This window comes from Streptomyces sp. NPDC052023, from assembly GCF_044548465.1.
Taxonomy (GTDB): domain Bacteria; phylum Actinomycetota; class Actinomycetes; order Streptomycetales; family Streptomycetaceae; genus Streptomyces.
In genome coordinates this window covers 167,732-189,853 of the sequence record NZ_JBIUBW010000001.1, presented here as the reverse complement: position 1 = coordinate 189,853, position 22,122 = coordinate 167,732, and the positions used below count along the sequence as shown (strand labels likewise).

Sequence of the window (22,122 nt, the reverse complement as noted above, 5' to 3'; positions counted from 1 at the left end):
GACGTGTCTTACCCACCTGTGCCCCCGGCGCCGTACCGGGTCACTGGAAGGCGGGCCGCTCCGGGTCCAGCGCGGCCATGCCCGCCACCGGCGACGAGGCCTCCGCGAAATGGCGCCTCGGGATACGCCCCGCCCGCCGGGCCAGCCGCCCCGCCTCCACGGCGCCGCGCATGGCGGTGGCCATCAGCACCGGCTCCTGCGCCCGGGTCACAGCTGAGGCGAGCATCACAGCCGCGCACCCCAGCTCCATCGCGAACGCCGCGTCCGACGCCGTACCCGCTCCCGCGTCCAGGATCACCGGCACGCGCGCGTGCTCGACGATCAGCTGGAAGTTGTGCGGATTGCGGATGCCGAGGCCGGAGCCGATCGGCGACCCGAGCGGCATGATCGCGGCGCAGCCCACGTCCTGGAGCTTGCGGGCGAGGACGGGGTCGTCGTTGGTGTACGGCAGCACCGTGAAGCCGTCGTCCACCAGTGTCTCCGCGGCGTCCAGCAGCTCGATCGGGTCGGGCAGCAGGGTGCGCTCGTCGGCGATGACCTCCAGCTTGACCATGTCGGTGCCCAGCGCCTCACGCGCGAGGCGGGCGGTCAGCACCGCCTCACCGGCCGTGAAGCAGCCGGCCGTGTTGGGCAGCACCCGGATGCCCAGCTTGTCCAGCACCGACAGCACGGAGCCGTGGACGCCGGGGTTGACGCGCCGCATCGCGACGGTGGTCAGCTCGGTCCCGGAGGCGATCAGCGCCCGCTCCAGCACGTCCAGGCTCGGCGCGCCGCCGGTGCCCATGATCAGCCGGGAGGTGAAGGTCGTACCCCCGAGGACAAACGGATCGTCGGCCATGGGTCAGCCTCCTTGGACGGCGGTGAGGACCTCGACACGGTCCCCTTCCGAAAGGGGTGTGGCGGGCCACTGGGCACGCGGGACGACGGTTTCGTTGAGGGCGGCGGCCACTCCGGAGGGTGCCGCGGTGAGGGTGTGCACGAGGGCGTCGAGAGCCGTTCCGTCGGCGATCCGGCGGGGCTCCCCGTTGACGGAGATGATCATGCGGGCTGCTCCGTGAGTGCGGCGCTGAAGCGCTTCGGCGTGAAGGGACGGGCCTCGTCCGGAAGTTCACCGGTCGTCAGGACGTGCGCCATGGCGTCACCGGTCACCGGAGTGAGCAGGACGCCGTTGCGGTAGTGGCCGGTGGCCAGCAGCAGGCCGTCCAGCCCGGTCGGTCCGAGCAGGGGCGCGTTGTCGGGCGAGCCGGGCCGCAGGCCCGCCCTGGTCTCCGTCAGCGGCAGCTCGGTGAGCCCCGGGACCAGTTCGTGCGCGTCGCGCAGCAGCTCGTACACGCCCCCGGCGGTGACCGTGGTGTCCCAGCCCTGTTCCTCGCTGGTGGCGCCCACGACCAGCTCACCGTTCTCGCGCGGCACCAGGTAGACGTGGCTGCCGCGGACCACCGCGCGCACGGTGCGGCTCAGGAACGGCGCGAGGGGTGGCGGCACGGTCAGCCGCAGCACCTGCCCCTTGACCGGCCGCACGGGCGGCAGCACGGCCTCGGGGACGCCCGCGAGCCGCCCGCTGAGGCTTCCGGCGGCGAGCACCACCTGCGCGGCGGCCAGCTCGGCCCCCGCGCGCGTGACGATGCCCGTCGCCCGCTCCCGGGCGACCAGCAGCCGCTCGGCCCACTCCCGGTGGAAGACGACGCCCGCCCGCTCACACGCGGCCACGAGCGCCGCCGCGAGACGCCGCGGGTCGATCTGGTGGTCGCCGTCCACCCGCAGCCCGCCGCGCACACCCGGCGCCAGCATCGGCTCCAGGCGGCGGCAGTCCCGGCCCGACAGCCACTCGGAGTCGAGCCCCGTGTGCCGTTGCAGGGCGTGCAGTTCGCGCAGATGGGCGCGGTCGTCGGCGTCCAGCGCGACGGCGAGGGTGCCGCAGCGGCGGTAGCCGAGGTCGTGACCGGTGAGTTCGGTGAGTTCGGCCGCGAAGTCCGGATAGCGGCGGGCCGACGCGAGGTTCAGACCGAGCAGGGTCTGCTCGCCGTAGTGGAGTTCCGTGACGGCGGCCAGCATGCCGGCCGCCACCTGGGCGGCCCCGCCGCCCGGTTCCGGGTCCACCACGGCGGTGGCCAGTCCGCGCTGTGCGGCACGCCAGGCCGTGACCAGACCGATGATTCCGCCCCCGATGACGAGGACGTCCGAGGTACGTGCAGAAGACGACACGGGCACCGCGCCCCTCCCTTCGCCGGCATGACCCGGATCAGGTTCGTACGGTCGGAGGCCGCCCAGCCTCCCTCTCAGCCCGGTGCGTCCGGGCTCCCGCGAGTGCTTTACGGTGGCCACCCTAGCCCTTGACTCCGCCCCTCTGTAAGGGAGCCTCCTGGCATGCCCCGCTCACTGGACGGCCTCGTCCTCGCTCCCGTCGCCGACCAGGCCCCGGGCCAGGTGGGTACGCGCACCCGGTTCACGTACCACGAGAAGGACGGCGAGGTCTGGGCCGAGTACGCGGGTGGGGACGTCGTCCGCGGGTACCTCGTGGGGACGCGCGAGGGGGACCGGCTGGACTTCCGGTACGTGCAGCTCAAGCGGGACGGGACGACGTCCTCGGGGCACTGCGTGTCGGCCGTCGTGGAACTGCCGGACGGGCGGCTCCGGCTGGACGAGAGCTGGGAGTGGGAGTCGCAGGCCGGCAGCGGGACGAGCGTGGTCGAGCAGCTCGGCTAGCGGTGGGCCGGGGGCTCGGGGACCAGGCCACGGGGACCTCCCCCTTACTGACAAACTGTCAGGTGTCTATGGTGATCAGGTGAGCGAGCAGACGAGGGCACAGGCGCGGCGCGTGGTCGTCGTGGGCGCGGGCATGGCCGGGGTGCAGACCGCGGTCGCCCTGCGGGAACAGGGCTTCGACGGCACGGTGACGCTGATCGGCGCCGAGCCCCACCAGCCGTACGACCGGCCGCCGCTGTCCAAGGCGGTCCTGCTCGGCACGGCCGAGCACTCCGCCTTCGACGTCGACTTCGAGGCGCTCGGCATCGAACTGCACCTCGGGCGCGAGATGACCGGTGTCCGCCCCGGTGACCACGAGCTGGACACCGAGGCCGGGCCGGTGCCGTACGACGCGCTGGTCCTGGCCACCGGAGCGGAACCCGTCACCCTGCCCGGCGCCGAGGGCGTCCCCGGCGTGCACCTGCTGCGCACCCTGGACGACGCCGAGCGGCTGCGGCCGGTGCTCGCCCGGCAGCACGACATCGTGGTCGTCGGCGCGGGCTGGATCGGCGCGGAGTTCGCCACCGCCGCCCGGGAGGCGGGCTGCGCGGTGACCGTGGTGGAGGCCGCGGACCGTCCCCTCGCCGGGGCACTGCCCGGCGACGTGGCCGCGCCGATGAGCGCCTGGTACGCCGACAGCGGCGCCGTCCTGCGCACACACGCGCGCGTGGAGCGGGTCGAACCCGGGGCGGTCGTCCTGGACGACGGATCGCGGGTGCCCGCCGGCGCCGTCGTCGTCGGCATCGGCGCCCGGCCCGCCACGCGCAGGCTCGCCGGCTCCGGCATCGAGCTCGGCCGGCACGGGGAGGTCCTGGCCGACGACCACCTGCGGACCTCGGCGCCGGACGTCTACGCCGTCGGTGACTGCGCGTCCTTCCCCTCGGCGCGCTACGGCGAGCGCCTGATGGTGCACCACTGGGACAACGCTCTGCAGGGCCCCCGCACGGTCGCGGCGAACATCATCGGCGAGGCCCCGGCCGTCTACGACCCGGTCCCGTACTTCTGGTCCGAGCAGTTCGGGCGCTTCGTCCAGTACGCCGGGCACCACGCGTGCGCCGACGCCACCGTGTGGCGCGGTGACCCGGCTGGGCCCGCCTGGTCGGTGTGCTGGCTGCGGGAGGGCCGGCTGGTCGCCCTGCTCGCCGTGGGCCGCCCCCGGGACCTGGCGCAGGGCCGGCGGCTCATCGAGGCCGGAACCCTGATGAGCCCGGAGCTGCTCGCCGACCCGGCGCGCCCGCTGAAGGCGGCCACGGCCTGACGCGTCGCCGCCGGTGCCGGTGTCCTCCATCTCGGCCTGGGTGACCTCCCGGTCGCCGCGGCCCGGGCGATCCTCGGCGACGACATCCTGCGTGCGTGGAGCGGTCCAGGAGGGGGGCGACTACTTTCTGCACCGGCCCGTGCCGGCCGACCCCCGCCGAGCCCGGCCGCCACGCCCCCGGCCTCGACCTGGTCCGGCACAGGGCGGCGCGGGCACCGGCCGTCCCTGGTTCGCCATCGGGGGCATCGACCTCGGCAACCTCGACCAGGTCCTGGACGCGGGCGCCCGCTGAAGGCGGCCACGGCCTAACGCGTCACCGCAGGTCAAAGGGGTCGGTGGGCGGGGCTGACTTCCGACTGTCAGTGGGGGATGGCAGGCTTGTTCCCGTGACCGAGATTGACGCAAAGATCGATGCTCTCGTCCCCGCCTGGCTCACCCTCCCCGACATCGCCGAGATGCTCGGCGTCGAGGTGACGCGTGTGCGGCAGCTGGTCAAGGAGGGCCAGCTCATCGCCGTGCGCCGCGGTGAGAACCGCGCGCTGCACGTCCCCGCCGCCTTCATCGACGGGGACAAGGTCGTCAAGGGCCTGTCCGGGACCCTGACGCTCCTGCGGGACGACGGCTTCACGGACGAAGAGATGCTGGAGTGGCTCTTCACCCCCGACCCGAGCCTGCCGGGCACGCCCGCGCAGGCGCTCAGCGAGAATCGCGGCACGGAGGTGAAGCGGCGGGCCCAGGCACTCGCCGTCTGATCCCAGCCCGACTCGAGAAAGCCGCCCGGTGTACGGCCGCGCGGGCCCGCGGGCCCGGCCCCCGGGCCGACCGCGCCCGCGCGGCCCGTACGCCGGCGGCAGACACATCCAGAGGCACCGAATCCACGGGGGGACCCACGCATGCCCGACACCGCCGCCACCGCTCGCGCCCGGCTCGCCGAGGCCCGTGTCTACCTGTGCACGGACGCCCGTAAGCGCCAGGGGGACCTGCCCGAATTCCTGGACGCGGCCCTGGCCGGCGGGGTCGACATCGTGCAGTTGCGCGACAAGGGCATGGAAGCCGCCGAGGAGCTCGAGCACCTCGCGGTGTTCGCCGACGCCTGCGCCCGGCACGGCAAGCTGCTCGCCGTCAACGACCGCGCGGACGTCGCCCACGCCGCCGGCGCCGGTGTCCTCCATCTCGGCCAGGGCGACCTCCCGGTCCCCGCGGCCCGGGCGATCCTCGGCGACGACATCCTCATAGGCCGCTCCACGCACGCCGCGTCCGAGGCCGCGGCGGCAGCGGTCCAGGAAGGGGTCGACTACTTCTGCACCGGCCCGTGCTGGCCCACCCCCACCAAGCCCGGCCGCCACGCCCCCGGCCTCGACCTGGTCCGGCACACGGCGGCGCTGGGCACCGGCCGTCCCTGGTTCGCCATCGGCGGCATCGACCTCGGCAACCTCGACCAGGTCCTGGACGCGGGCGCCCGCCGGGTCGTCGTCGTCCGCGCGATCACCGAGGCCGACGATCCGGGCGCGGCGGCGTCGGAGTTCGCGAAGCGGTTGCGGAGCGCCTGAAGGGGTCGGCGGCGTCGGAGGGCGCGTGACCCGATGTGACCGCACGGTGTCCAAGGAGTGGACAACAAGCCGACAATCCGGGCAAATTCCCTGCATCCGGTTGGGGGACAGGTGTCCCCTGGCTAACCTGCCCGTATGGCCCTCGGAACCGCATCCACCAGGACTGATCGTGCACGCACCGTGCGCGACATGCTCGCCGCCGGCAAGACGACGTACTCGTTCGAGTTCTATGCGCCGAAGACCGCCAAGGGCGAGCGCAGCCTGTGGAACGCGCTGCGCAGGGTGGAGGCGGTGGCCCCCGACTTCGTCTCGGTGACGTACGGAGCCGGCGGCTCCACCCGTGCGAGCACGGTCAAGGAGACGCAGCAGATCGTCGCCGACACCACGCTCACCCCGGTCGCCCACCTCACCGCCGTCGACCACTCGATCGGCGAGCTGCGCAATGTGATCGGCCAGTTCGCCGACGCCGGCATCCGCAACATGCTGGCCCTGCGCGGCGACCCGCCCGGAGACCCCATGGGCGAGTGGGTGCCGCACCCCAAGGGCCTGACCTACGCCGCCGAACTCGTCCGCCTCATCAAGGAGTCGGGTGACTTCTGCGTCGGCGTCGCGGCCTTCCCGGAGATGCACCCGCGCTCCGCGGACTGGGACACGGACGCCCGGCACTTCGTCGACAAGTGCCGGGCCGGCGCCGACTACGCGATCACACAGATGTTCTTCCAGCCGGAGTCCTACCTTCGGCTGCGTGACCGAGTGGCCGCCGCGGGCTGCGAGACGCCGGTCATCCCCGAGATCATGCCCGTGACCAGTGTGCGGATGCTGGAGCGGCTGCCGCAGCTCAGCAACGCTCACATCCCGTCCACCTTGAAAGAGCGGATCCTCACAGCGAAAGACAATCCGTCCGCTGTACGCTCCATTGGGATCGAGTTCGCCACGGAGTTCTGCACACGGCTGCTGGCGGAGGGAGTGCCGGGTCTGCACTTCATCACGCTCAACAACTCCACGGCGACCCTGGAAATCTACGAGAACCTGGGCCCGCACCACCCCCCGCGGGCCTAGACCGGTCGCACGCTCATACGACACACTGCGTAACGGCCACTGGGAGAGGGGCGTACATGGGCTGGACGGTCCTCTACATCGCGTTCGGCATCGTCGCGCTGTGGCTGCTCGGCGAGGTGCTGTTGCAGTACAAGGCGCGGCTTCGCTGGCGTCTGCTGGCGTTCGTCGGCTTCCTCGGTGTCGTGGTCGGGGTACTGATCCCGTCCGTCATCGTGATCGGCCTGGGCGCCGCGGCCTTCGCGGTCGGGCAGACCTACGTCACGCTGTCGTTCCGCCGTGGCTTCGCGGCCGGCTGGGCGGTCACCGGGCGTCCCACCCTGGGCGGCAGCAAGCGCCGCCGGGGTGAGCCGGAGCACCAGGACCCGGCCCTGGAGGTCTCCGACCTCGAGGCGTCCGGGTACGGGGACGGCGAGGGCAAGTACGGGCAGCACGGCACGGGTTACGGCCAGGACGACTACGAGCGCGACGACGTCTTCACGCCCGCCCGCCCCGGCGCCGAGACCGCCGCCGAGACCACCTCCGTGTACGAGCCGCAGCCGATGCCCGACGACACGGGCTCCTACGGTGTCTACGGCGACACCGGCGCGTACGCCACCCAGGGCCAGACCCAGGACCAGTACGCGGCGGCGGCCCAGTCCGCCGACCAGGCATACGCCTACGACGGCTACTCCGGCTACGGCCAGCAGCAGTACGGCTACGACACCACCGGCCAGCAGCAGTACGCCGCCTACTCCGACCCGTACATCGGCACCCAGACCTACAGCGGGTCGTACGACACCGGGTACGACCAGCAGCAGTACGGCCAGCAGGGCTACGGCCAGGACCAGTACGCCACCGGAGGGTACGGCGGCGAGACCCCGGCCGGGGGAGTGTGGGTGCCGCAGCAGCGCAACCCCGATGACCCGTACGGCGGCGAGCTTCCGCAGGAGCAGCCGTACCCGTATCAGGGGGACGGCCAGGTGCAGCAGGAGAACGGGTACGACGAGCGGTACCGCTTCTGACGTCGCGTGCCCGCACGCCGCGAGTGCGCGGCCGGCGGGCATGGTGAGCCCCGCGGGTCCTTGCCGGGACGCGCGGGGCTCATTGACGTTCGCGTGCCTTCACCGGGAACCGCGGAAGTCCGGCCCCTCCACGATCAGACCCGACACCAGCGCGCCCGACATCCCCGCGTGCGGCAGGCCACCGCCCGGGTGGGACCAGCCGCCGACGGTGAACAGGCCTGGCAGTGCGGTGCTGTTGGCGGGGTGCAGAAGCCTGCCCCCGGCCGCCGCCAGCGCGGGGGCCGGGATCGCCCCGCCCTCCGCGCCGGTCGCCGCGGCGATGTCCGCCGGGGTGTGCGGTTCGTGCCGGAGGAGCCGGGCGCGGAGGTCCGGGATCGCGCGCTCGGCGGCGCTGATCATGGCTTCGGTGTGGTGGGCGGTGCTGTCCGGCGCGGCCGAGGCCGGGACGGTGGCCGTCAGCGTGACCGCCTCGTGGTCCGGGTCCGGGACCAGCCGTGGATCGTCGGGGCGCAGGAGGGTGACCGTGGGGTGCGCGGCACCGGCATCCGCCGTGCCGGTGCCGAAGACGGCGGCCAGCTCGCCCTCCCGGTCCGAGGTGTGCACCACCGTCCGGTGCGGTGTGCCCGCGGGGCGGGGGCCGCGCAGCGCCAGCAGCACCGTCAGGCGGCTGGGCAGCCCGCGCTGGGGCGGGACATCGCCGGTGGCACGCGGGGGCAGGTCCGGCAGAGCGCCGGGCGCGACCCCGGCGACCACGAAGTCCGCCTCCGCCACCGTCCCGTCGGCGAGCTCCACGCCCGCCGCCCGGCCGTCCTTGTCCAGGATCCTCGCGACCTCGGCGCCGAAGCCGAACTCGACCCGGCGGGCGAGACAGCGCTCGTACACCGCGCGCGCCAGCTCCCGGATGCCGCCGCGCACGTACCAGACGCCGAAGGCGTGCTCCATGTACGGCAGCACGGCCGCGCTCGCCGGTGCGACCCGCGGGTCGAGGCCGTACGCCAGCGCATGGCTCTCCAGCAGGGCGATCAGCCGGGGGTCGCGCAGCTCCCAGGCGCCGACCTCGGCGAGCGTGGCGGCGCGGCGGGTGCGCAGCAGCTTCTTGTGCGGCACCGAGGGGTAGGGCTCGCGCTCGGCAAGCACCGGCCAGTTGGGCCACAGGGGCTCCTCCAGGAGGGGCCGGCGCGTGCGGTCCCAGGCCTCGCGGGCCCGCACCAGGAAGTCACCCCAGCGGTCGCCCGCACCGGAGCCCAGCGCCTCGTCGAGAGCGGCGACGACGCCGGCGCGCGAGGCGTTCGGCAGGGACAGCTCGGTGCCGTCGGCGAAGAGGTGCCGGGCCGAGGGGTCGACCTGCGTCAGCTCGACGCACGCCTCCAGCGGCTCCTTGCCGGTCTTGAGGAACAGGTCCCGCCAGACCGCGGGCAACGACAGGATCCCGGGACCGGTGTCGAAGGCGAACCCGTCCCGCTCCTGGCGCCGCACCGCTCCGCCGTACGTCTCCGTACGCTCGTACACCGTCACCCGGTGGCCCGCCACGGCCAGCCGCGCGGCAGCCGCCATGGCGCCCATCCCAGCGCCGATCACCGCAATCCGTGCCATGCCTGCGACTTTATCGGCCCCCACTGACACTCCGTGACCGGTGCGGGTCCTGAGCGGGCGCTCGGTGGGCTGTATTACGCGAGCGTCGTGGCCCAGTTCCGCGGGTGCGGCGCCGCTTCGCGGCGGGCGCGGGCCTGGCCCCGGCGAGTGCGGCGCCGCGTCGCGGCGAGCGGAGTCCGGTCACGGCGGGCGCGGAGCGTGACCGCGTGGGGCGCATCCCGGGGAGCACCGGGCGAGGGACCGTATCCCGGCGAGCAGGCAGCCTGACCTCGGGGACACGGAGCCTGAGCTCGGCGGGAAAGGCCATCGCCGCCGTACGGGCGGCGGGCGCGGCACAGCGGCGAAGCGAGCCGTACCCTGTCGGGCTCCGTGCCGCACCACGGCGGAACGAGCCGTATCTCGGCAGCCCATGGGCCGGACCCCGGCGCACCAGCCCCGGCCCGGCGCACCCGGTCTCACCCCGGTGGGCCGGCCCCGCGTTTCGCCAGGTGTCGTTCCTCGCGGCGTTGGGCTCTGCGGCGCAGGAAGCGGTGGATGCGGGAGGTGAGGAAGTACAGGGTGATCAGGCCCAGGACCAGCAGAACCGCCGCGATGATCGCCGCCGCCTCGGGGTAGAAGATCGCGAACGTCACCAGCCCCCCGACGCCCAGATCCTCGGCGACGCTGATGATCACGTTGCTGAAGGGCTCGGGCGACGCGTTGACCGCCATGCGCGTCCCGGCCTTGACCGCATGGCTGGCCAGTGCCGTCGAACCCCCGACGGCGCCCGCCGCCAGGTCGGACAGCGACGCGCTCTGCCCGGCGAGCAGCGCCCCGACCCAGGCGCCCGCGGCCGGCCGGATCAGCGTGTGCACCGAGTCCCACACGGAGTCGACGTACGGAATCTTGTCCGCGACCGCCTCGCAGAGGAACAGCACGCCCGCCGTGATGAGCACCTCGGGTCGTTGCAGCGTCTCCGGGACCTCGTCGCTCAGCCCCGTCGCACCGAAGAAGCCGAGCAGCAGCACCACTGCGTACGCGTTGACGCCGCTGGCCCAGCCGCTGGTGAAGACGAGAGGGAGTACGGACACGGACGCGATCGTAACCACCGGGCGGCCACGCGTCCTGGGGGCGAACGCGGACGGCTGAGTACCCGTACCTATCCACGGAGATGAGTACGCGCGCGGATGGGGCTCCACCTGCGGGAACGAGAGAGTGGGGGCACGGAAAGGGGCCCGGCGCCGGCACCGCCGGCACGGGGCGGCGGAACGGCGTGGCCCTGGACCGCTCCTTCCGCCGGCCGAGGCCGGCGGGAGCGAGGCACGGGGGAGCCCCGGGGGAGGGACGACCGAACGGGGGCCCGACGGGGGAAGAGGAAGGGAACGGGGAACGGGGAACGGGGGAACGGGAAACACGGGGGAGCACCGGGGGTACGGGGGAGCACAGGGAAGCACCGGTCCGGCGTGGCCCGCGGGGGACGCGGCCACCATCCGGACCGGCGCTTTCCGTTTGCGTTGTGCTGCCCGCGTCACCCACCTGCCCGGAGAGCACACCTAGGGCTCACCTAGGGCCGCCCGCTCACCCGCCCCTGCAACAGCCGCGACAACGCCGCGTGCACGTCGTCCAGGGAGCGCTCCGGCTGGAACGCCTGCCAGTCCAGCGCCGCCACCAGCACCATGCCGACCAGCGCCGCCGCCGTCAGCGGCACGTCGATCTCCTCGCTGAACTCGCCGTGCTCGATGCCCTCGCGCAGCACGTCCTCCACGACGGCCACCGCCTCCTGGCGTACCACCAGCAGCGTGGACTGCCAGGCCCGGTTGGTGCGCCACAGCTCGGCCACGTACAGCTGGGTGAACGCCGGATAGCGGTCGATGAAGACGAGCCCGGCCCGGATCATGGCGTCCAGGGCGGCCACCCGGGTGCCGCCCTCCTTCGCCGTCCGCTCGGCCGCCTCCCGCAGGGAGGCGGTGAGCAGGCCCACGCCGTGCCGCAGCAACTCCTCGAAGAGGACGGACTTGCTGGCGAAGTTGTAGTACACGGTGCCCTTGGCGACCCCGGCCCGCTCGGCGATCTCGTCCACCGTGGTCGCGGAGAAGCCCTGCTCCGCGATGAGCGTGACGGCCGCCTCGTAGAGCTTCTGCCGGGTCGCCTCGCGGCGGGTACTCGCCCCCGACGTGGCGCTGCTGCGTTCCATGGCCCTGATTGTCACAGGAACGGCATCGTTGTAGGGCGCAGCCGACGAGGTCACAGGCTCAGCTCCGGGTGCAACCGGTCCAGCGTCCACACCTGGCGGCGGCGTGCCGACAGCGCGGTCAGCGCGAGGGCGCCCACCGTGAACGCGGCGAGCACCACGCACGCGTGCCAGACGGGCCCGAGGCCACCACCCGTGATGAGCCTCCGAAGCGCCTCGACGATGTAGCTCATCGGCAGGAACGGGTGCAGCGCGTTGAAGAAGCCCGGACTGGTCTGCACGGGGTACGTGCCGCCCGCGGACGTCAGTTGCAGCATCAGCAGCGCGAGCACCAGGATCCGCCCGGCGGCCCCGAAGCGTGCGTTCAGCCACTGGACGATCGCCGCGAAGCACGCCGTCACCAGGAACAGGAAGCCCACCGTGCCGGCCGCCCGCACCATCTCCAGGCCGACCGCCCAGTGCAGCACCGCCATCAGCGCCACCGTCTGGAGCACGCCGATCGCCAGCACCGGCAGCCAGCCCGCGAGCGCGATCCGCCAGGCCGAGGCACCGGTGGCCAGCGCCCGCCGGTTGAGCGGCGCGATCAGCATGTACGCCACCATCGCGCCCACCCACAGGGACAGCGGGATGAAGTACGGGGCGAAACCGGTGCCGTAATTGGGCGCCTCGTACAGGGACTTGGAGGCCAGCTGGACCGGGTCCGCCATGACCTCGGTACGCGCGTCGCGCTCCCGCTTGTCGTAGTCGGGGATCTGCTCCGCGCCGTCGTGGAGCCCGTTCGCGAGCTTCACCGAGCCGTCGACCAGCTTGAACATGCCCCCGCTGAGGTCGTCCGCGCCCGTCTTGAGCTCGCCGACACCTGTGTCGAGATCTTGAGCGCCCGTCCGGGCGGTGCCCAGTCCCGTGTGCAGTGCCTTGGCGCCCTTGGCGACCTTTCCGGCACCCTCGTTCAGCTTGTTGATCTTCGCGACGGCCTCGTCCAGGTCCTCCGAGAGGTGCGGCGCGTCCTTCGCGAGCTGCCGGGCCTGCTGCTCCAGGGTGGCCAGATGGCCGTCGAGTGCGTCCATGTCACCGTCGTAGCCGCTGATCACGGTGTTGAGGTCGTCCGCGATCGTCGCCACGTCGGCCGCCGAGTCCATGGCCTTCTCCAGGTCGGAGCAGGCGGCGTCGGGCACGACGGGGGTCTCGCAGCGCCTCTTGTGGATGTCGCTCAGCGTGTCGGAGGCCAGATGCGCTCCCGTGGCGGCGGCCGGGGCCCGCTTCACCAGCGCGTCGAGGTTGTCCCGGATCGCGGCGGACGAGTCGGCGACCAGCATCGCCGTGTCACCGATGGTCTTCTCGTTCTCCTGGAGGAAGGGGCCCAGCTTGTCCGCGATGCCGTTGACCTGGTCGGCGAGCGTCTGCGTACCCTCCGCGACCTGTGCCGAACCGTCCTTCAGGTCCCCCGCGCCGGTGGTGAGCTTCGTCAGGCCCGAGGAGAGGTCGCCGCTGCCGTCCTTGGCATCCTTCAGGCCGTCGGCGAGGTCCTTGGAGCCCTTCTCGGCCGTGCCGATGCCGCTTTTGAGCTTGTCGGCGCCGCCTGCCGCCTTCACCGTCTCGCCGTGGATGTCGGAGAACGAGATGAAGATCCGGTCCAGGAAGGACCGCGACGCCTTCGTGGACGCCGCCGTGCGCACCTCGCTGAACACCGTCCGCGATATCTGCCCGACGATGTAGTTGTTCGCGTCGTTCGTACGGACCTGCAGGGCGCCCGTCTCGGGGGAGTCGCCCGAACTGGAGGCGATGCGCTCGCTGAAGTCGGCCGGCATGGTCAGCGACAGGTAGTACGTGCCGTCCTCGACGCCCGCGCGCGCGTCCTCGGCGCTCACCTCGTGCCAGTCGAAGACCTCGCTGTCCCGCAGCCCCGCCACGATGTCGTCGCCCGCCTCGACCTTCTTCCCGCCGGCGGTCGCGCCCTTGTCGTCGTTCACCAGCGCCACGGGGAGCCGGTCCAGGCGGCCGTAGGGGTCCCAGAAGGACCACAGGTACAGCGCGCCGTACAGCAGCGGCAGCAGCAGAAGCGCCACCAGGGCGGCCCGGGGCAGCTTCCCCCGGCCGAACCGCCGCAGCTCAAGCGCGGCCAGCCTCGGCGAACGCATCCGCCCCCTCCTTCACCTCGTCGCGAGCCCTCAGGCCGTCCCGGCCTGCGCCCTCGTGGTCCCCGTCGTCCTCGTCGCCGGACGCCCCGCCGCCCCCGACGTCCCCGTCGCCCGACGCGCCGCCCCCGGCGTCCCCGGGCTCCGCGTCCCGGTCGTCGCCTGCGTGCGGGCCGTCGTCCGCGGAGTTCTCCGGTATGTCGGTGCCGGCCCCTCCGGTGGACAGCGCCACGGCGTCCCCGGGGGCCTCGCTGCACACCGCGAGGACCGTCGTCCCGGCCTCGGCGATCGACCTGAGCAGCGCCCACACCTCGGCCCGCTCGGCGTCGGAGAGCTTGAGATCGGTGTCGTCGATCCCGAGCAACCGCGGGCGCCCGACGAGCGCCAGCGCGACGGACAGCCGCAGCGCCTCCACCCGCTCCAGGTCGCGTACGGCGGTCCGGGAGCCCTTGGGCAGGGCCTCCGTGTCGAGCCCGGCGGCGGTCAGGGCGGCGTCGATCCGCAGCCGCGCCTCGTTCGCGCGCTCGGCACGCGGCCGCAGCAGACCCCGCAGCGAGACCCCGAACCGGCGTTGCAGCAGCGCCCTCTCGCGCAGGTGCTCCCCCACGGTCAGCGCCGGGTCGAGGTCGGTGACGCCGGGGACGTGGGCGAGCGCGCTGACCTGGCGCAGGGCCGCCATCTGCTTCGGCAGCCGTGCGTCGCCCACCTCCGCCGTCCCCTCGGTCGCCTTCATCCGTCCGGTGAGCGCGAGCAGCAGGCTCGTGCGTCCCGACCCCGACGGACCCGCGATCGCGATCAGCGAGCCGGGCTCCGCGGCGAAGGTGATGCCGCGGAAGGCCCAGCCGCGAGGTCCCTCGAGCCCGAAGTCGCGGGCGGTGACGGCGAGTCCCGTCACGGGTCCCCCCACAGTGCCCCCAGGTGTTTCCGAATCGAACTATTTGAACTGACTGGTCAGTGCAAAAGCTAACCCGAACCTGCGATCGAAGCAAAAGCCCAGGTCAGAACGGATTGTCAGTGCCATACCTCACGATGGGCACATACGGCACCCCGTGTGAGGGCGTGCCGTCACCCAGACGACAGGAGGTTCGTCATGGCCAACTCGTCCGCAGCCGCCGCCCGCCGGCGCCGCGCCACCGGCCCTGCCCCCTCACTGACCGGCCCGGCGAGCGACGTGCACCCCGTGCTCCGCCGGGCCACGGCCCCGCCCGCCGCCCTCGACCTGCTCGCCCAGGCCCGCACCGGGCTCGACGAGGCGACAGCCCTCGAAACGCCGAACGAGCGCTACGCCCTCGCCCACCTCGCCGCCCTGCGCACCGCCGCCGCCGTGCTGGCCGCGCGGGGCCGCCCGGAGACCAGCCCCCGGCGCCGGGCCCGGATCAGGAGCGCCTGGGAAGTGCTCCCCGAAATCGCGCCAGAGCTCACCGAGTGGAGCGCGCTGTTCGCATCGGGGGCCCGGCGCCGCGCCCGGGCCGAGGCGGGCATCCAGGGCGCGGCCAGCCGCCGGGACGCCGACGACCTGATACGTGACGTGGCGATGTTCCTCCGCCTCGTCGAGCGGATGCTGGTGCTCCAGCCGGTCCTCCCGCCGCCCCGCCCGGACACGGACGCGGCGCGGAACCGCGGCCCCGGCGCCGGCCGCGGCCGCGGCATGCCCGACGCCGGCTGACGCACCGCACGTGCCCGATGCCGGAACCACTCGTGGTCAGAGGGAGGTGCGGCCGTCGCGATGACCGTCCGGCGCGCCGGAGGCAATAGGGTGGAAGGCGCCTGAAGCCTTCCCTCCCGCACCCGGGGCGGGTGAGGCAGCCCGTTCGCTCCGCCCCGCACGAGGGCGGTGCCGCGCCGAGGAGTCAACTGCCGTGTCGGACCCGATGCGCCCGCCCGCCTCCCACCACCACGCTTCAGTGGCGTCGCTGCGCTCCGACCCCCCTCGTCCGCGCACCGCACTCCGTACCGCCGTGGTGTGGGAGGTGCTCCAGGAAGCCCTGGACCGCCGGGTCAAGGCCACGGGCCGCGAGTCGCTGGACGTGCTCGACACCGGGGGCGGCAGCGGCAAGTTCGCCGTACCGGTCGCCGGCCTCGGCCACCGGGTCACCGTCGTGGACCCCAGCCCCAACGCGCTGTTCGCCCTCGAGCGCCGCGCCGCCGAGGCCGGCGTCGCCGACCGGGTGAAGGGCGTGCAGGGCGACGCCCGCGGCCTGTTCGACGTGGTCGAGCGCGGCGCGTACGACGCCGTGCTGTGCCACGGCGTCCTGGAGTACGTGGACGACCCGGCCGAGGGCCTCCGCAACGCGGTGGCCGCGCTGCGCCCCGAGGGTGTCCTCAGCCTGCTCGCCGCCGGTCTGGGCGGCGCCGTGCTCGCGCGTGCCCTCGCGGGCCACTTCACGGAGGCCAAGCAGGCACTCGACGACCCGAACGGACGCTGGGGCTCGGGTGACCCGATGCCGCGCCGCTTCACCGCCGAGCAGCTCACCGGCCTGGTCGAAGGCGCCGGCCTGGCCGTGGGCGCCGTGCACGGCGTCCGGGTCTTCGCCGATCTGGTGCCCGGTGTCCTGGTGGACACCGAGCCCGGTGCCATGGAGGCCCTGCTCAAGCTGGAGGCCGCCGCGGCCGAGCTGCCCGCGTTCCACGCGGTGGCCACGCAGCTTCATGTGCTCGGCGAGACCCAAGGGTCCGCCGGGGCCTGAGCGGCTGCTGTGGGACGCCGCTGATCAGCGCGTTGCGTGCGGATGGAGTACGCCACAGGCCCCCCGATCGGGGCGTTCCCGCCGTATGATCGAGGGAGACCGCCCGGCATGACGGGTCGGCCGCCGGGGAATGTGAACCTCAGCGGGCCGGTCCGGCCATGGCGGGTTCCGGTTGGCCAATTGGCGTAGAGGGGCGGGTTTCACGGGGGCGATTCCCTGCCTATCCTGAAGGGACCCCCCGGGTCGCCCCGGCGACTGCACGATGAGGAGGACTCCGTGCCGCTCTCAGAGCACGAGCAGCGCATGCTCGAGCAGATGGAGCGAGCGCTGTACGCCGAAGATCCCAAGTTCGCGACAGCGCTTGAGGGAAGCGGGCTGCGTACGTACACCCGGCGACGGGTCTACCAGGCGGTCGCGGGCTTCCTCGTAGGTATCGCGCTCCTCATGGCCGGAATGGTCGCCAAGCAGGTCTGGCTCAGCGTGGTGGGCTTCCTCGTCATGCTGGGCTGCGCGGTACTCGCCGTGACCGGTTGGCGCAAGGCCCCCAAGCCGGGCGAGCAGCCGGCCGCGGGTGCCCCCCACGCCGGTCGTCAGGAACGTCAGCGGCGCTCGATGATGGACCGCATCGAACAGCGCTGGCAGCGACGCCGCGACGAGCAACAGGGCCACTGATTCCCGACCACAGCTCCCAGGTACAGAGGTGAGGGGTTACCGCCCACCGGGCGGTAACCCCTCACGCATGCCGTCACCGGGGCACGGCGGGAAGCCTCCGGAACGGCGCGGACAGGGCGAGGGGGCCGGTGCACAGGCACCGGCCCCCTCGCTGTTCCCGCCGCCCCGGCCGCTCAGCCGCTCTGCTGACCGAACGGACGGCGCGCCAGGGCCGCGGCCCAGCCGCTCGCCACGCGGCCCTTCACAGCCAGCCACCGGTCGCTGAGGTCCCACACCGCGCGGACGGCCGAGCGCGGCAACACGACCGCACGGATCCGGGTCCGCCAGCCGGCCCGGGAGCGCAGCGCCTGCCGCAGCCGGCGCACGTCGTCCGCCAGCCCGGCCTCCGCGTGCGGATCGGGTGCGAACAGCACCTGCTCCACGGCACCGGCCACCCGGTGCACCGACCTGGTCGCCGGGTCGTCCAGATGCCCGAGGCGCACGATCCGCGCGGCCGCCTTGCGCGGGGTCAGCGCCTCGTCCGGCGCGATGCCGTAGTCCCAGGCGGTGTCCGTCAGTTCGCGCCAGACGGCCAGGACATGCCCGGCGGCCACCTCGGCGGCCAGCCGCTCGTCCGGCTCCACGGCGAGGGCGGTCACCTCGACGCCGTCACCGCTGCCCACGCCGCCCCTGCCGCGGGCGAGCACGCCCTGGGGCGCGGAGCCCGTTCGCCTGGCCGAGGCCAGCCGCACCGACCGCCGTCTGACCCGCCACAGCATGGGCAGCAGCGGCAGCACGATCACCGCGACGGCCAGCAGAGTCCAGCCCGCTGTCCCGTACCAGGGGCGGCCTTCGTCGTCCGAGGAGCCCGGGTCCAGCGGCAGCGCGCCGCCGCACATCTCCAGCCGCCTGTCCTGCGCGGAGCAGCTCGCGCTCGTGGACGGCTCGGCCGACGGGGCCGAGTCCGCCGGGCGCGAGGCCTCCGGCAGGTCGGGAATGCTGCTGGGCACCTCGGGCTGGGTGTAGGAGGGCGTCGACCCCCGGTTCGGCGTCGGCTCGAAGCGGGTCCATCCCACGCCCTCGAAGTACAGCTCGGGCCACGCGTGCGCGTCCCGCAGCCCCACCGCCACCGTGCCGTCGCCCTGCGCCGTACCCGGCGCGAAGCCCACCGCGACCCGGGCGGGTATGCCGAGCGTGCGGGCCATCGACGCCATCGAGAAGGAGAAGTGCACGCAGAAGCCCCGCTTGTCCCGCAGGAAGCGGGCGATGGCCTGGGAGCCGCTGCCTGCCTGCACCTCGGTGTCGTACTGGAACCCGCCGTTCACGGCGAAGTACTCCTGGAGCGCGACCGCCTGCTCGTACGGATTCCTGGCCTCGGCCGTGATCTCACGGGCCGTCCGCTCCACGACCCCCGGCAGCGAGTCCGGCACCTGGGTGAACTCGCGCGCGAGGGCGGCGGGCGGCGCGGGCGCCGCGGCCAGCTGCTCGGCGGTCGGCTGCACGGCGAGGCTGGTCACCTCGTAGGTGGCGCCGCGAGTGGTCTGGCCGTGGTCGCCGACGAGCGTCATGCCCACCGGCTCGTACCGCCAGTTGCCGTCGATCTTCACGCCGCTCGGCGGGTAGGGCATCGGCAGCCAGTCCTGCGCGTAGGAGTCCGCGGCCGCGATGCGCGTGCGGACCTCGGTGCGCCGGATGTCCGGGCCCAGGCCGGCGGGCGTCGGCAGCTCGTCCGGCACCGCGACGATGTTGCGCCGGGAGGGCTTCCACGTGGTGCCGTCGAAGTCGTCCAGGGACACGATCCGCAGATACATGCCGGAGAGGTCGCCCGTGTTCGTACGCATCGTGAGGACCGTTCGGTCCTCCTCGACGTTCAGGCTGTCGCGCAGGGAGACCAGCGGGTTCACCGCGGAGATCGTGCCGCCGTTCCCGCTGCCGGTGCCGACGCCCGTCCCGGCGGGGTCCAGCAGGCCGCCGTTCATCGTGGGCAGGGCGAGGGGCACCGCCAGGGCTATGCCCAGCGCGACGACGCCGATCCGCCGTCCCGTGCGCGCCGGCGCCACCGGGCCGCCCGGCTCCCCGCCCGGGCCGCGCTGTGCCCCGCCGAAGACCCGGCCCCACTGCGCCAGCCGGTCCCGGCCCTCGGCGAGCAGCAGCATCAGATAGCCGGCCGCCGCGATCAGGAACCACACCCAGCCACCGGCGCCGTCGGACAGCCCCGCGGCGACCGAGTACAGCGCGAGCAGGGGCAGCCCGGCGGGGGCGGCGCTGCGGAAGGTCACCGCGAGCACGTCGACCGCCAGCCCGATCACCAGGACACCGCCGACGAGCATCAGCTTGATGCCGACGGACAGCGGGGCCGGGATCGCGTACCGCCCGACGTCCTGGGTGCCCTGCCGGAGCAGGTCGGCGAAGTGCGCGAAGGCGTCGGGGCCGGGGATCACCCCGGCGATCGCGTACTCCGGGGCGAAGACCAGGGTCAGCAGCATCAGCAGGACCAGGGCCTGCACGATCACCGTCAGCGGGCGGGCCAGCGGCACCCGCCGGGCCGCCGCGCCCACTCCCGTCTGGATCGCCAGCAGAACGGCCGCCTGCACGAACCACGAGACCTGGTCGACCAGCGGCAGCAGGGCGCACGAGGCCATCAGCGTCGCCGCCGTGGCACACAGCGCCATCCGCGCCTGCCCGCTCATGACCGCCCCTCCCCGCCGGCCGTGCCGCTCGCCGCCACGACGCCGGTGCGCTCACGCTCCGCCTGGCGCCACAGGTCGTGCAGCGGGGCGCCCCGCGGCACGCGCACGGCCGTCCATCCGGCCTCGCGCAGCATCCGCAGCCCCTCCGCCCTCCTGTCCAACGGGCGGGGCACGTCCGTCGGTTCCCGCACCCAGTCCGCGCTGTCCAGGACGAAGGCGACCGCGCCTCCGGTCCGCTGGCGCATCCGGGCGGCCACCGCGGCCTGCTCCTCGTCGAGGTCCCCGAAGAAGGCCACGAGCAGCCCCTCGTGCCCGCCGCGCAGTACGTCGTAGGCCCGCGACAGACCGGTGCCGTCGGAGTGGTCGATCACCGCGAGGGTGTCCATCATCAGACCGGCCGCGTCCGCCGACTCCTGGCTCGCTCCCGCGAAGCCGTCCGCGCCCTCGCCGGGCACCGAGTTGCCGGTGTCCGTCAGCAGCCGCACCGAGAAACCCCGTTCGAGCATGTGCACCAGCACGGACGCGGTGCCCGCCACGGCCCACTCGAAGGCCGAGTCGGGGCCCGCGCCCGCGAAGGCGACGCCCCGGGTGTCGAGCAGCACCGTGCAGCGGGAGCGCTGCGGCTGTTCCTCGCGGCGCACCATCAGCTCGCCGTAGCGGGCGGTGGAGCGCCAGTGCACCCGGCGCAGGTCGTCGCCGTGGCGGTAGCCGCGCGGGATCACGTCGTCCTCGCCGGCCAGCGCCAGCGAACGCAGCCGCCCGTCGCCGTACCCCTTCGCCTCGCCGGTCAGCCGCACCGGCGGCAGCGGCTCCACGCGCGGGATGACCGTCAAGGTGTCGTACGTCGAGAAGGACCGGGTCAGCTCGCACATCCCGAACGGGTCGGTCAGGCGCAACTGGAGCGGGCCCAGGGGGTACCGGCCGCGCAGGTCCGAGCGGACGCGGTAGGACACCTCGCGGCGGCCGCCCGGCTCGACGCGGTCGAGCACGAAGCGGGGACGGGGGCCGAGCACGTACGGCACGCGGTCCTGGAGCATCAGCAGGCCGGTCGGCAGCCGCGAGACGTTGTCCATCCGCAGATGAACCCGGGACTCGCCACCGGCGGGCACGCGCGCGGGGGACAGCCTGCGGGTGCCCGCCACCCGGTAGCGCGTGCGGTACAGCACCGTCGCGCACACCAGGGGCAGCGCCGCCAGCAGCAGCCCGACCCGGAGCAGGTCGCTCTGGCCGAGGACGTAGGCGCAGACCGCGGCGGCCACTCCGGCGGCCAGGAAGGAGCGGCCGCGGGTGGTCAGACCGGCCAGGGCCGTGCGCACGCCGCCTTTGTCACCCCGGTCGGCGTCGGCGGGCGCGGGGCCCGCCGGAACGGTCATCACAGCCTCCGGGGCGGCTGCTGGCCGTAGGCCTGTGCGCCGTGGCCCAGGCCGCCGAAAGCGTTCTGCTGAGGCGTCGAGGGCACCGGTGTGCGCTGCAGGATCTCCTGGACCACCTGCTCAGCCGTGCGGCGGTTGAGCTGGGCCTGTGCGGTGGGCAGCAGGCGGTGGGCCAGCACGGCCACCGCGAGGGCCTGCACGTCGTCCGGCAGGGCGTAGTCCCGGCCGCCGAGGGCCGCCGAGGCCTTGGCCGCGCGCAGCAGGTGCAGCGTCGCGCGCGGGGAGGCACCGAGTCTGAGGTCGGGGTGGGTGCGGGTGGCGGCGACCAGGTCCACCGCGTACCGCCGGACGGTCTCGGCGACGTGCACCCCGCGCACCGCCTCGATCAGCTTCACGATGTCGTGCGCGTGCGCCACCGGCTGGAGGTCGTCCAGCGGGCTCACCCCGCCGTGCACGTCGAGCATCTGGAGCTCGGCCTCGGCGCTCGGGTAGCCGATCGAGACACGGGCCATGAAGCGGTCGCGCTGGGCCTCGGGGAGCGGATAGGTGCCCTCCATCTCGACCGGGTTCTGCGTGGCGACCACCATGAAGGGGCTGGGCAGCTCGTAGGTCTGCCCGTCGATCGTGACCTGGCGCTCCTCCATCGACTCCAGCAGCGCGGACTGAGTCTTGGGCGAGGCGCGGTTGATCTCGTCGCCGATCACGATCTGGGCGAAGATCGCGCCCGGCTTGAACTCGAAGTCCCGGCGCTGCTGGTCCCAGATGGAGACGCCGGTGATGTCCGAGGGCAGCAGGTCGGGCGTGAACTGGATACGCCGCACCGAACAGTCGATGGACCGTGCCAGCGTCTTGGCGAGCATCGTCTTGCCCACGCCGGGGACATCCTCGATCAGAAGATGCCCCTCGGCGAGCAGCACGGTCAGCGAAAGCCGCACGACCTCGGGCTTGCCCTCGATCACTTCCTCCACCGCACCGCGGACCCGATCCGCAGTGGCAGTCAGATCAGTGAGGCTCGCTCGATCGTCATAGGTCGTCACCCGGCCCTCCTCGGCCCGTTCTTGCTTACGGGCCGACGCTCTGCGATGCGTATCCGGCCCACCCCGAAACACGGACACCACGCGTGCTGAACTCCGCGCGACGCCACCACCCGCATTCTTGCCGCCGTTACCGATTCGTGTCACTCGACTGTGGACAACTGGCAGCGATATGT

At 73.4% G+C, this 22,122-nt stretch carries 20 protein-coding genes, 1 pseudogene and 1 riboswitch; of the genes and pseudogenes, 10 read left to right on the top strand and 11 right to left on the bottom strand.

Going from position 1 to position 22,122, the window contains the following annotated elements; genetic code table 11:
• Positions 1-40 precede the first annotated feature (40 nt).
• The 3 genes from ACIHCM_RS00835 to thiO all read right to left on the bottom strand — a co-directional run bounded on the left by ACIHCM_RS00835 (position 41) and on the right by thiO (position 2,205).
• Positions 41-838 carry a thiazole synthase gene (locus ACIHCM_RS00835; RefSeq protein ID WP_399887369.1) on the bottom strand — a complete coding sequence of 266 codons (798 nt, stop codon included), beginning with the start codon at positions 836-838 and terminating at the stop codon, positions 41-43.
• Positions 839-841: 3 nt separating this feature from the next.
• Positions 842-1,042, bottom strand: a complete 201-nt coding sequence (thiS, locus tag ACIHCM_RS00830) for a sulfur carrier protein ThiS (protein WP_399887367.1) — start codon at positions 1,040-1,042, stop codon at positions 842-844.
• Positions 1,039-2,205, bottom strand: a complete 1,167-nt coding sequence (gene thiO, locus ACIHCM_RS00825; RefSeq protein WP_399887365.1) for a glycine oxidase ThiO — start codon at positions 2,203-2,205, stop codon at positions 1,039-1,041. The genes thiS and thiO overlap by 4 nt, the downstream gene beginning before the upstream one ends.
• A riboswitch (TPP riboswitch) is annotated at positions 2,202-2,315 on the bottom strand. (Overlaps the previous gene by 4 nt.)
• A 52-nt stretch (positions 2,316-2,367) precedes the next feature.
• On the opposite strand from thiO, the gene ACIHCM_RS00820 reads away from it, so the two are divergent.
• The 7 genes and pseudogenes from ACIHCM_RS00820 (at position 2,368) to ACIHCM_RS00790 (ending at position 7,613) form a co-directional block, all read left to right on the top strand.
• Complete coding sequence (locus ACIHCM_RS00820; protein ID WP_399887363.1) at positions 2,368-2,706, top strand: hypothetical protein; 339 nt, start codon at positions 2,368-2,370, stop codon at positions 2,704-2,706.
• Between the two features lie 79 nt (positions 2,707-2,785).
• Entirely contained in the window at positions 2,786-4,003 is a 1,218-nt protein-coding gene (locus ACIHCM_RS00815) for an NAD(P)/FAD-dependent oxidoreductase (RefSeq protein WP_399887361.1), read from the top strand.
• A 6-nt stretch (positions 4,004-4,009) separates the two neighbouring features.
• Positions 4,010-4,292, top strand: a pseudogene (locus tag ACIHCM_RS00810) (thiamine phosphate synthase); the annotation flags it as partial.
• Positions 4,293-4,389: 97 nt separating this feature from the next.
• Positions 4,390-4,755 carry an Rv2175c family DNA-binding protein gene (locus tag ACIHCM_RS00805; protein ID WP_004001914.1) on the top strand — a complete coding sequence of 122 codons (366 nt, stop codon included), beginning with the start codon at positions 4,390-4,392 and terminating at the stop codon, positions 4,753-4,755.
• 141 nt (positions 4,756-4,896) lie between these two features.
• Complete coding sequence (thiE, locus tag ACIHCM_RS00800) at positions 4,897-5,553, top strand: thiamine phosphate synthase (RefSeq protein WP_399887359.1); 657 nt, start codon at positions 4,897-4,899, stop codon at positions 5,551-5,553.
• Positions 5,554-5,688: 135 nt separating this feature from the next.
• Positions 5,689-6,612, top strand: a complete 924-nt coding sequence (gene metF, locus ACIHCM_RS00795) for a methylenetetrahydrofolate reductase [NAD(P)H] (protein ID WP_399887356.1) — start codon at positions 5,689-5,691, stop codon at positions 6,610-6,612.
• Positions 6,613-6,668: 56 nt separating this feature from the next.
• Positions 6,669-7,613: a hypothetical protein gene (locus ACIHCM_RS00790; protein ID WP_399887353.1), complete on the top strand. Its 945-nt coding sequence runs from the start codon at positions 6,669-6,671 to the stop codon at positions 7,611-7,613.
• Between the two features lie 99 nt (positions 7,614-7,712).
• Here ACIHCM_RS00790 and ACIHCM_RS00785 read toward each other — a convergent pair whose 3' ends face one another.
• From ACIHCM_RS00785 to ACIHCM_RS00765, 5 genes are all read right to left on the bottom strand, one after another.
• Positions 7,713-9,206, bottom strand: a complete 1,494-nt coding sequence (locus ACIHCM_RS00785) for a phytoene desaturase family protein (protein ID WP_399887351.1) — start codon at positions 9,204-9,206, stop codon at positions 7,713-7,715.
• Between the two features lie 455 nt (positions 9,207-9,661).
• Positions 9,662-10,276, bottom strand: a complete 615-nt coding sequence (locus ACIHCM_RS00780) for a DUF4126 domain-containing protein (RefSeq protein ID WP_399887349.1) — start codon at positions 10,274-10,276, stop codon at positions 9,662-9,664.
• A gap of 473 nt (positions 10,277-10,749) precedes the next feature.
• Positions 10,750-11,379 carry a TetR/AcrR family transcriptional regulator gene (locus tag ACIHCM_RS00775; RefSeq protein WP_399887347.1) on the bottom strand — a complete coding sequence of 210 codons (630 nt, stop codon included), beginning with the start codon at positions 11,377-11,379 and terminating at the stop codon, positions 10,750-10,752.
• 50 nt (positions 11,380-11,429) lie between these two features.
• Positions 11,430-13,514, bottom strand: coding sequence for a YhgE/Pip family protein (locus ACIHCM_RS00770; RefSeq protein ID WP_399887345.1), 2,085 nt, complete (start codon positions 13,512-13,514; stop codon positions 11,430-11,432).
• Entirely contained in the window at positions 13,486-14,406 is a 921-nt protein-coding gene (locus ACIHCM_RS00765) for an ATP-binding cassette domain-containing protein (protein WP_399887343.1), read from the bottom strand. Before ACIHCM_RS00765 ends, ACIHCM_RS00770 begins: the two co-directional genes overlap by 29 nt.
• A gap of 195 nt (positions 14,407-14,601) precedes the next feature.
• On the opposite strand from ACIHCM_RS00765, the gene ACIHCM_RS00760 reads away from it, so the two are divergent.
• The 3 genes from ACIHCM_RS00760 (at position 14,602) to ACIHCM_RS00750 (ending at position 16,870) form a co-directional block, all read left to right on the top strand.
• Positions 14,602-15,177 (top strand): SAV_6107 family HEPN domain-containing protein, encoded by a 576-nt coding sequence (locus ACIHCM_RS00760; RefSeq protein WP_399887341.1) that lies wholly within the window; start codon positions 14,602-14,604, stop codon positions 15,175-15,177.
• Between the two features lie 193 nt (positions 15,178-15,370).
• Entirely contained in the window at positions 15,371-16,198 is an 828-nt protein-coding gene (locus ACIHCM_RS00755; protein ID WP_399887338.1) for a methyltransferase, read from the top strand.
• A gap of 276 nt (positions 16,199-16,474) precedes the next feature.
• A complete protein-coding gene (locus ACIHCM_RS00750; protein WP_393107874.1) occupies positions 16,475-16,870 on the top strand; it encodes a DUF3040 domain-containing protein in 396 nt (131 codons plus the stop codon).
• A 173-nt stretch (positions 16,871-17,043) separates the two neighbouring features.
• Here the strand turns inward: ACIHCM_RS00750 and ACIHCM_RS00745 are convergent, their stop codons facing one another.
• From ACIHCM_RS00745 to ACIHCM_RS00735, 3 genes are read right to left on the bottom strand one after another with little or no spacing between them, the layout of a single operon-like run.
• The gene (locus tag ACIHCM_RS00745) at positions 17,044-19,539 is read right to left on the bottom strand and encodes a DUF3488 and DUF4129 domain-containing transglutaminase family protein (RefSeq protein WP_399887336.1); all 2,496 of its coding nucleotides are present in this window, start codon (positions 19,537-19,539) and stop codon (positions 17,044-17,046) included.
• A complete protein-coding gene (locus ACIHCM_RS00740; RefSeq protein WP_399887334.1) occupies positions 19,536-20,912 on the bottom strand; it encodes a DUF58 domain-containing protein in 1,377 nt (458 codons plus the stop codon). Before ACIHCM_RS00740 ends, ACIHCM_RS00745 begins: the two co-directional genes overlap by 4 nt.
• A complete protein-coding gene (locus ACIHCM_RS00735) occupies positions 20,912-21,949 on the bottom strand; it encodes an AAA family ATPase (RefSeq protein ID WP_399887332.1) in 1,038 nt (345 codons plus the stop codon). Before ACIHCM_RS00735 ends, ACIHCM_RS00740 begins: the two co-directional genes overlap by 1 nt.
• Positions 21,950-22,122 lie beyond the last annotated feature (173 nt).